At 33.1% G+C, this 7834-nt stretch carries 5 protein-coding genes; 2 read left to right on the forward strand and 3 right to left on the reverse strand.

Features of this window, described 5'->3' with window-relative positions; translation table 11 throughout:
- Window positions 1-181 precede the first annotated feature (181 nt).
- Both dndC and ACP6PM_RS35350 read right to left on the reverse strand, forming a co-directional pair.
- A complete protein-coding gene (dndC, locus tag ACP6PM_RS35345) occupies window positions 182-1744 on the reverse strand; it encodes a DNA phosphorothioation system sulfurtransferase DndC (protein ID WP_426591540.1) in 1563 nt (520 codons plus the stop codon).
- Between the two features lie 241 nt (window positions 1745-1985).
- Window positions 1986-2963 carry an HNH endonuclease gene (locus ACP6PM_RS35350; RefSeq protein WP_426591541.1) on the reverse strand — a complete coding sequence of 326 codons (978 nt, stop codon included), beginning with the start codon at window positions 2961-2963 and terminating at the stop codon, window positions 1986-1988.
- Window positions 2964-3683: 720 nt separating this feature from the next.
- On the opposite strand from ACP6PM_RS35350, the gene ACP6PM_RS35355 reads away from it, so the two are divergent.
- A complete protein-coding gene (locus ACP6PM_RS35355; RefSeq protein WP_426591542.1) occupies window positions 3684-5285 on the forward strand; it encodes a DGQHR domain-containing protein in 1602 nt (533 codons plus the stop codon).
- Between the two features lie 958 nt (window positions 5286-6243).
- On the opposite strand, the gene ACP6PM_RS35360 is transcribed toward ACP6PM_RS35355, so the two are convergent.
- On the reverse strand, window positions 6244-6501 hold the full coding sequence (locus ACP6PM_RS35360) for a hypothetical protein (protein ID WP_426591543.1): 258 nt from the start codon (window positions 6499-6501) through the stop codon (window positions 6244-6246).
- Between the two features lie 231 nt (window positions 6502-6732).
- On the opposite strand from ACP6PM_RS35360, the gene ACP6PM_RS35365 reads away from it, so the two are divergent.
- Complete coding sequence (locus ACP6PM_RS35365) at window positions 6733-7623, forward strand: GlcNAc-transferase family protein (protein WP_426591544.1); 891 nt, start codon at window positions 6733-6735, stop codon at window positions 7621-7623.
- The last annotated feature ends 211 nt before the right edge of the window (window positions 7624-7834 follow it).

Genomic DNA, 7834 nt, shown 5'->3' on the forward strand with positions numbered 1-7834 from the left:
AGATTTTTCACAGATGAATTTACTAGATAAAATTTCATCAGTTCCTAGTCATTTTTGAATTTTTCCAGTAGGAGATAAGTTGAACCAATAGAATTTTCATCTCAAGCAACACAGAATTTTTGACTCTGACTTAGACTAATAAAAATAAAAAGAGAGGTTTACTAAACAAGAAAATTATTTCTTACTTTTCCTCAATATTTGCCGAACTTTGAGGAGAAAACTTCATATTTGCCCAACTCAATTGTTTAATTTTCTCTGAAACTTTTCCTCGCTCGACAGCTTCTTTGAGGTCTCTTTTATTATGAGCGTTTTGAATAGCTTCTTCCTTGGAACGAGAACTTGTTTCAAAACATTGTTCGAGACTTTCGTAAATCTTATATCGGTGAGACTTAATATAATATTGCCGTTCTGTATCTAACAGTTTTGCCATAAGTTCAAGGTGCATCTCATCCTGATTACATATTTCTTCTAATACTGACCATTCATCACTACCTAAAAGACTTATTCCTGCACCGGGGCGACAGTCTATAAATTTCTCTCCTGTTACTTCTTCATATATACGAGGTAAACTATCATCAAACTCATGTTTTTCTTCTAACCATATCCGTCTAATTTCACTCAGTTCTTCCAAAGAAATGAGAGTAATGTCTCGCATATTTTCTGGTGCAGTTTCACGAATTTGTGTTTGAGCTTCTAACAGTTTTCTTAGTAAAGTATCTCGCCATTCTTTTTTGTACGGACCCGGTATTGGTTCTACAGAAACTTCACTATCTACTTTCCGTTCAAATAGTTGAACTGTACCCCAAATTCGCCGAAAATCTCTTTTTTCTCGGTCAAAAATATCTAGTTCTTTACGCAAGTCTACTAAAGGTTGTAACCATTCTTTTTCTTCATCATTTTGAATCATTGCTGACATAGATTTATCACTATCTACTAAGGTGCAAACCCAACATCCAAAACGAGAACTTCCACAACTAGGAGTAGAGGTATCAACTACTAACGGACATTCATTATCTTCCGTTGCACCTCGATACATTGCTAGTAAATCTTTATTACTATTTCCCCAAGGATTTTCCCATTGCATTAAATATAGCCAAACTTCATCAGTTCGCCAGTCTTCAATAGGAGAATAAACTAAAGAATTAAGTAAATTAGCATTAGGACTCAGACGTTCTCTAACTCTTTTTTCTTCTAGTTTTTTCATGGTTTTAGCGCGGTTAAGACTTTCAGCTTTACGAATCCCTAAAATTAGGATGACTTCTCCATTAGTTCGTACAACATTCCGAATAAAAAGATTAGATGGTTCAATTTTTAAACGTCCTGTACACCATCGAAATTTAAGGCGAGGTGCGGGATAACCTTTGCCAATTAAACCTACCCAATATGTTTCTTGAAAATTTGGTTGTAGAAGATGAGGTTCTATTGGCATTTTCTGTTTTTGGGCAGTTCTTTCGATGTTTTTGAGAGATTGCTTCACCCAAGCAGAAACATAAGGATTTTCTACTCGTGTATCTGTAGTAATGACATAAATTTTTTTGGTTCTTTTTTTGACTGGCAAAGTAGCGATCGCATTCCATACAAGTTGCAAAACTGCGGTACTATCTTTTCCTCCAGAATATCCTACAACCCAAGGAATTTCATCAAGACAATATAGTTCAATAATTTCTTGAGTTAGCTTTTCTATATCTTTGATTAGTTCAGCAGTTGTGCGTTCTGGGAATAAAGATTTTTGTATAGCTTTCATATTTATAAATATCCTAAAATTCAGTAAAATGAATGTAAGCATTTAGCTGTCTAATGTCAGCTTTCAGCCATCAGCTTGATTACTTTTAATTGTATAGGTTGACAACTCCAACTATTTGTTCTTGTGTTTCAATTATCTAGTTAAAAATGTAGTATAAGTTCAATTAATTTTTAGTTCATTCATTTCTATTGCTGATAGTTTACCGCTAATAACTGAATACTTACAAATTAATTTTCTATAATTATGATATAAATACATTCTGACGATGCCATTGTAAGGCTTCTATTCTAGGAAAATATTTTTTTTCATTTGGCAACCAAAGTTGATTATCATTAAATTCTTTCATGGGTTTAGAATTTGGTGATTCTTCTTGAAAGTTATTGGAAACGATAATTTTATAATCATAATCATCAGAGATAGTAAATAAACCTTTATCGAATGCCCAATGATGATTTTTACACAGTGATATGCCGTTATCTATTCTATTGTCATAAAATTTGGCAAATGGTTTTATATGTGCTCCATCTACAATGTTTTGCTTTATCGACATGGTAACTTTCATTCCACAAAAAGCACACTTATAGTTATAGGTATGTACAACTGCTTTACGAAAAATACCATCTCTAACTACAGATTTTCTGAGATATGATTTAGGTTGTTTTTGCTGTTGGTTTAATAAATTAATTGAACTTTTTTCCTGATCATCGTCTTTTTGGAATCTTTCATTAATTACGATAAGTTCTTTAATATCTTTTTGATTGGTTGAAAACCAAGTTGCAATGAGTACATCTATTAATTCTTTTCTATTATTTTGGTCTTGCAGTAGTTCAAAAAGTTCTAGGTCTAAACTGGCATACTCAACTACCTCTTTCAATTTTTTAACGGAACTTGGCTGCTTTAAAGAATTACTTTTAGACTCAATATGCCAGAATCCTTCACTCTTTAGAAAATAAAAAGGAAGGTGTAAACGATTTTTACCTTTATAAATACCAGAAGATAAAATATCCCAATGTTTATTGAAGGTACTAATTAATTCCTCAGATACATCGATCTGATTCTTATTGATTAAACCTTGTGTAATCAAATCAATCACAGATAATATCAAGATGGGTTTATATTCGGCTTTAGGACCAAGCTTTTGACTTGTCTTAAGTTCAGTAAAACGTTGACAGTAGTATGCTAAATTTTTTTTCCTGTTTAATTCTTGATTTTCACTCATTTATAGCACTAGCTAAAACATCTATATTTTCAGTATTTATTTGTCATACACCAGCAGATTAACTAAATATATATGCCAGATTAAATTTCAAATAACTACCAAAACTAAATTTAGCATAACTATTCTGATTACTCCTTTTTAAAATTACAAAATTTACTTGATTAGTTTCTCAGCAATACCTGATACTCTAATGTTGTACTTCTACAAAATAAATAAGTTCTTCATCCCTCTTTTTTACAGGAAGAAATAAACTGTTTACTATAGCAGTCGTCATCTTAAATAGCTGATATTCAAACCTATTGATACCAATTCACTTTCAAGATGTCACAAACAAATAGTTTCAAATTTTAAATGTGAAATAATTTCCTGAAATTACTGAGCCTGTCTTTCATGTCGCGCAGCGAAAAGTTTTAAGTTTATAAAATCTTACTTTTAACTTTTAACTTTTAACTTTTGACTTTTGACTTCAAACACTATGCTCTCTAAAAACTGACTGTTAATAGCTGAATGCTTATTATTTTGACAGTAAAAAAAGAAATTAATATTCATCCCTCATGTCCCACTAGTTTATATTGACATAATAAATAGTATATGATATAGAAACAATTACCTTACAATAACAATTATAATAACTCAAATGTTTTTAAAAACATTTGGTTACAAAAATTTATATATATAGTAATTTTCAAAAATTATTAAAAATATTTCCCAAAATCAGCTATGAAAAAGACCAATAAACCCACATCAGAAATAGCAAAAGAAATTTTAGAAAACGATAATCGAGAAAGAGAAGCGATCGCCATCTTATTAGACAAACATATAGGCAAAGATGACAGATTATTAGTACAAAAAACCATGATGGGAAATACAGAAGCTTACATAGGTTCCGTTACTCTAGAATGGTTAGATAGTCGTGTACGTTTTGCCTCCCAACTACCATTATTTCGACAAAAATTTGACATGGAAACCGACAATATAATTCGAGATGCAGAAACAATAGACGAAATTCAACAACGACCTTTAGACTGGTCTCGTCAAGCTCCATTAACCCTATATTTAGCAACAAGAAAAGCCCATAAATTTCCAGCAGTATTAGTAGTAATTAGCCCTAGTTGGGTAGATAACCCCAAAGCAGAAGAATGGAATAAAAATGGAGAAGCAAATAAATCCGCCACTGATTTTTTACCCCTAGACTCAGAGGGAAAAGTAGGATTATTAGACCTACGTTTAGAAGTAGCAGTATTTGCCTTAGACGGTCAACATAGACTGATGGGAATTCAAGGATTAATGGAATTAATCAAAACTGGCAGATTACCAAGATATAACAAACAAAAGAAACCAGTAGGTGCAGCAATTACTATTGATGATTTAACCGAAATTCATCATATTGAATTACCAGAACTACAAAAATTAGCTTACGAACAAATAGGAATAGAATTTATTCCAGCAGTAGTAGAAGGAGAGACAAGAGCACAAGCGCGACGTAGAGTTAGGTCAGTTTTTGCTCATGTAAATCTAACAGCAGTCAAATTAAGTAAAGGGCAATTAGCATTATTAAATGAGGATGATGGGTTTGCTATTGTTGCGAGAAAAATAGCAATTTATCATCCTATTTTAAAGGAGAGAGATGGTAGAAATCCCAGAGTAAATTGGGATAGTGCAACTGTGGCAGCTAAGTCTACTGTTTTAACAACTCTTCAAGCATTGCAAGAAATGTCTGAAAGATATTTAAAACCTCGTTATCCTTATTGGAAACCTTCAGATAGAGGTTTAATTCCTATGCGACCCCAAGAAGAAGAGTTAGAAGAGGGGGTGAAAGAATTTATGGAATTTTGGGATTATTTAGCTAGTTTACCTAGTTATTTGAGATTAGAAAATGGTTCTGAAACTCCGGAACTAAGAAGATTTAGTTTTGAGATAAAACCAGGAGAAGGTCATGTTTTATTCCGCCCTATTGGGCAAATTGCTTTTGCTGAAGCTCTGGGGATTTTAATATATAAAAAAGGCTTTTATCTGGAAGAGGTTTTTCAGAAATTAAATAAGTATGATGTGGATGGTGGTTTGAGTGGAATAGAATTTCCTGACTCAATTTGGTATGGGGTTTTATATGATTTTAATCGGAAGCGAATGTCGGTAGCTGGTAGAGATTTAGCGATGAGATTGTTGATCTATATATTAGGTGGAGTTTCTGACAAAATGGAGCGGGCAGAAATGCGTCGGGAATTGGCAGAAGCAAGGCGAGTTGGGGAGGATCGAGCTGTAGATTTTCAGGGTAAGTTTGTTGAATTAAGAAAGGTAGGGTTACCGGAAATTTTGTCTTGAAGTTGGGATTGATAGAAGCTAACTTTTGTATTTTTAGCAATCGGAAGGTAACCTAAAAAAATTTGTTTATTGCTGGGATTTTCAAAATCATCTTTCCCAAAGTTTCAAAGTAGATTTATTGAAAATTTCTTTGACATTTTCTGGCTGAAAAGTCACATCTACTCTTGACTCAAATAGAAGCTAACTTTTGTATTTTTAGCAATCGGAATGTCACCTAAAAAAATCTGCTTATTGTTGGGATTTTCAAAATCATCTTTCCCAAAGTTTCAAAGTAGACTTATTGAAAATTTCTTTGATATTTCCTGGCTGAAAACTCACATCTACTCTTGATTTTAGTAGTTGGAATAAATAATGTATAGCAATCACGAATCAAATGTAAGAATTTGACTATTCTTGAAAAGTCTAGAAGATACAGCAGATTCCAGGTTAATGTTGCTCAATTAATGGAAAGAATATTTTTGGCCTGTTCCCTATTCCCTACTCCCTAAAATTCTAAGTATATGTTCTTTATTAAGTAGGTATATGTTCTTTATTAAGTAGTTTCCTACTATTAGATAAAGTTTTTTATGGTTCCCCTGTTGTCTAAAAATCTACAATTTCTCACAATTAAAATAAGATTGTTTAAGCATTCAGCTATTAGCAGTCAGCTAGGCGTGCTTTTTATACCAATTTTAGTTGCACAGAATTATAAAATTAATTAATTTATCTGTCTTAAATATGCGGATGGGGTCGTTATTCTGGTAATCTGACTAGCTTCCAACTTCATTTCAACTTGGGATTAAGAAGAAGCAATGCTTACAGTATAAAATTTTATTGATACTTTTAATTATTCCTCAACCTCTCAATACTAATTCCCCCGATCTATAACAATGATTCGATAACTAAATTGCTGAGAGCTGAGAGCTGAGAGCTGAATACTTATGAGATTGCTATAGCTGTTGTATCTGTTCAACAATTACTAATTACTGAGTAAATATTTTTCCAAATATTCCCAATTTTGATGACCATATTCCTCTCGCAAAGTATCTTTCAGATTAGCATCAATAACTAATTCTCCATCTTCACTACCTTGGAATAGACATCCATGAGAAAATATATGTTGTTGATCTGCGAGAGTATCTATTAAACTGGCAATAGAGTAATGTTCTTCTACCCATTCAATAGGACTAGGTATTTCAGAACTAACATTTATCGGATAATTAGTGATAGCTTCCATAATTTTATCTAAGTAAAGACCCTGAATGTCAATCAATTATTTAATATATCTACATCATCTGATGATTGATAGACTAATTTCAGTGAAGCTAGTCAACCAGATACTGTGACAAATTTTTGTGTATTTAGTGATTTAGATCAACTTGATAGTATGGTCACTTGTGAGCCTACGGATGTTTATTTAAGATAGGTAGCATTTAAGAGCTAGATAAAATGATTCAAAATATATTTTATGGATAGTATTTTTATTCAAATAGTTGCCTATCGCGATTTAGAATTGGTTCCTACTGTTGAAGAGGCGATCGCCCACGCTACTCATCCCGAACGTCTCACTTTTGGCATTTGTTGGCAGTATGGTACGGATGAGGAAAAGGACTATATTGGTAAACTTAAAGGTATAAAAAATTGTCGTATTATTGTAGTTACTGCTGCTCAAGCTCGTGGTGTAGGTTGGGCGAGGTCTTTGGTGCAGAAGTTATGGCAAAAAGAGGAATATACTCTACAAATTGATGCCCACATGAGATTTTTGCCCGGGTGGGATGTGGAATTAATTAAAATGCTGAAAATGTGCCCCAGTGAAAAACCGCTTCTGAGTACCTATCCTCCTGCTTACAAACCTCCGAGAGAATTGGTTGGGGATACACCGAGTCGGTTAGAGCCAAATAAATTTGGAGATCCTGGTACTTTGACTTTAAGAGGAATAGGGGATTTGAGTAAATGTAGCATTCCACAATTAGGAGCTTTTGTTGCGGCTGGATTTATTTTTGCTGAGGGGAAAATTATTGAGGAAATACCTTACGACCCCGAGATTTATTTTACTGGAGAAGAGGTATTATTTGCTGCTAAAGCTTGGACGAGGGGATGGGATATTTATCATCCTAATCTGAGTGTTTGTTGGCATTTTTATAATACAGGTAAAAAACGGGTTGTACATTGGGAAGATCATCAAGATTGGTGGGTGCAAAATAAGGTGTCTGAGTCTCGTTTTCGTCAGATTTTGGGAATGGAAACTCCAACAGAAGATTTTGGAATTTATGGGTTAGGAAATGTCAGAAGTTTGACAGAGTATGAAGCTTTAGCAGGTGTGAATTTTAAGGAGCGTTGGTTTATTCGTTTTATTTAGGAAAGGAAGAATTTAGTAATAAAAAGTTAAAAGTTAAAATTTAGGAAATTAGTTAACTACAAATGTGAAAATTTTTGCCTTTGATAGAGATAGGAAAGTTACCACCAATGCTAGTAGGTAAAGCCTCAATATTTTTCCACAATTTCGGAATATAACTGGATCAGATTTTGCCAGAGATGGCAGAAATTTTTTGAGTAAAAGGGAATAGTCT

Source organism: Dapis brunnea BLCC-M229 (assembly GCF_050015995.1).
GTDB lineage: Bacteria > Cyanobacteriota > Cyanobacteriia > Cyanobacteriales > Microcoleaceae > Trichodesmium.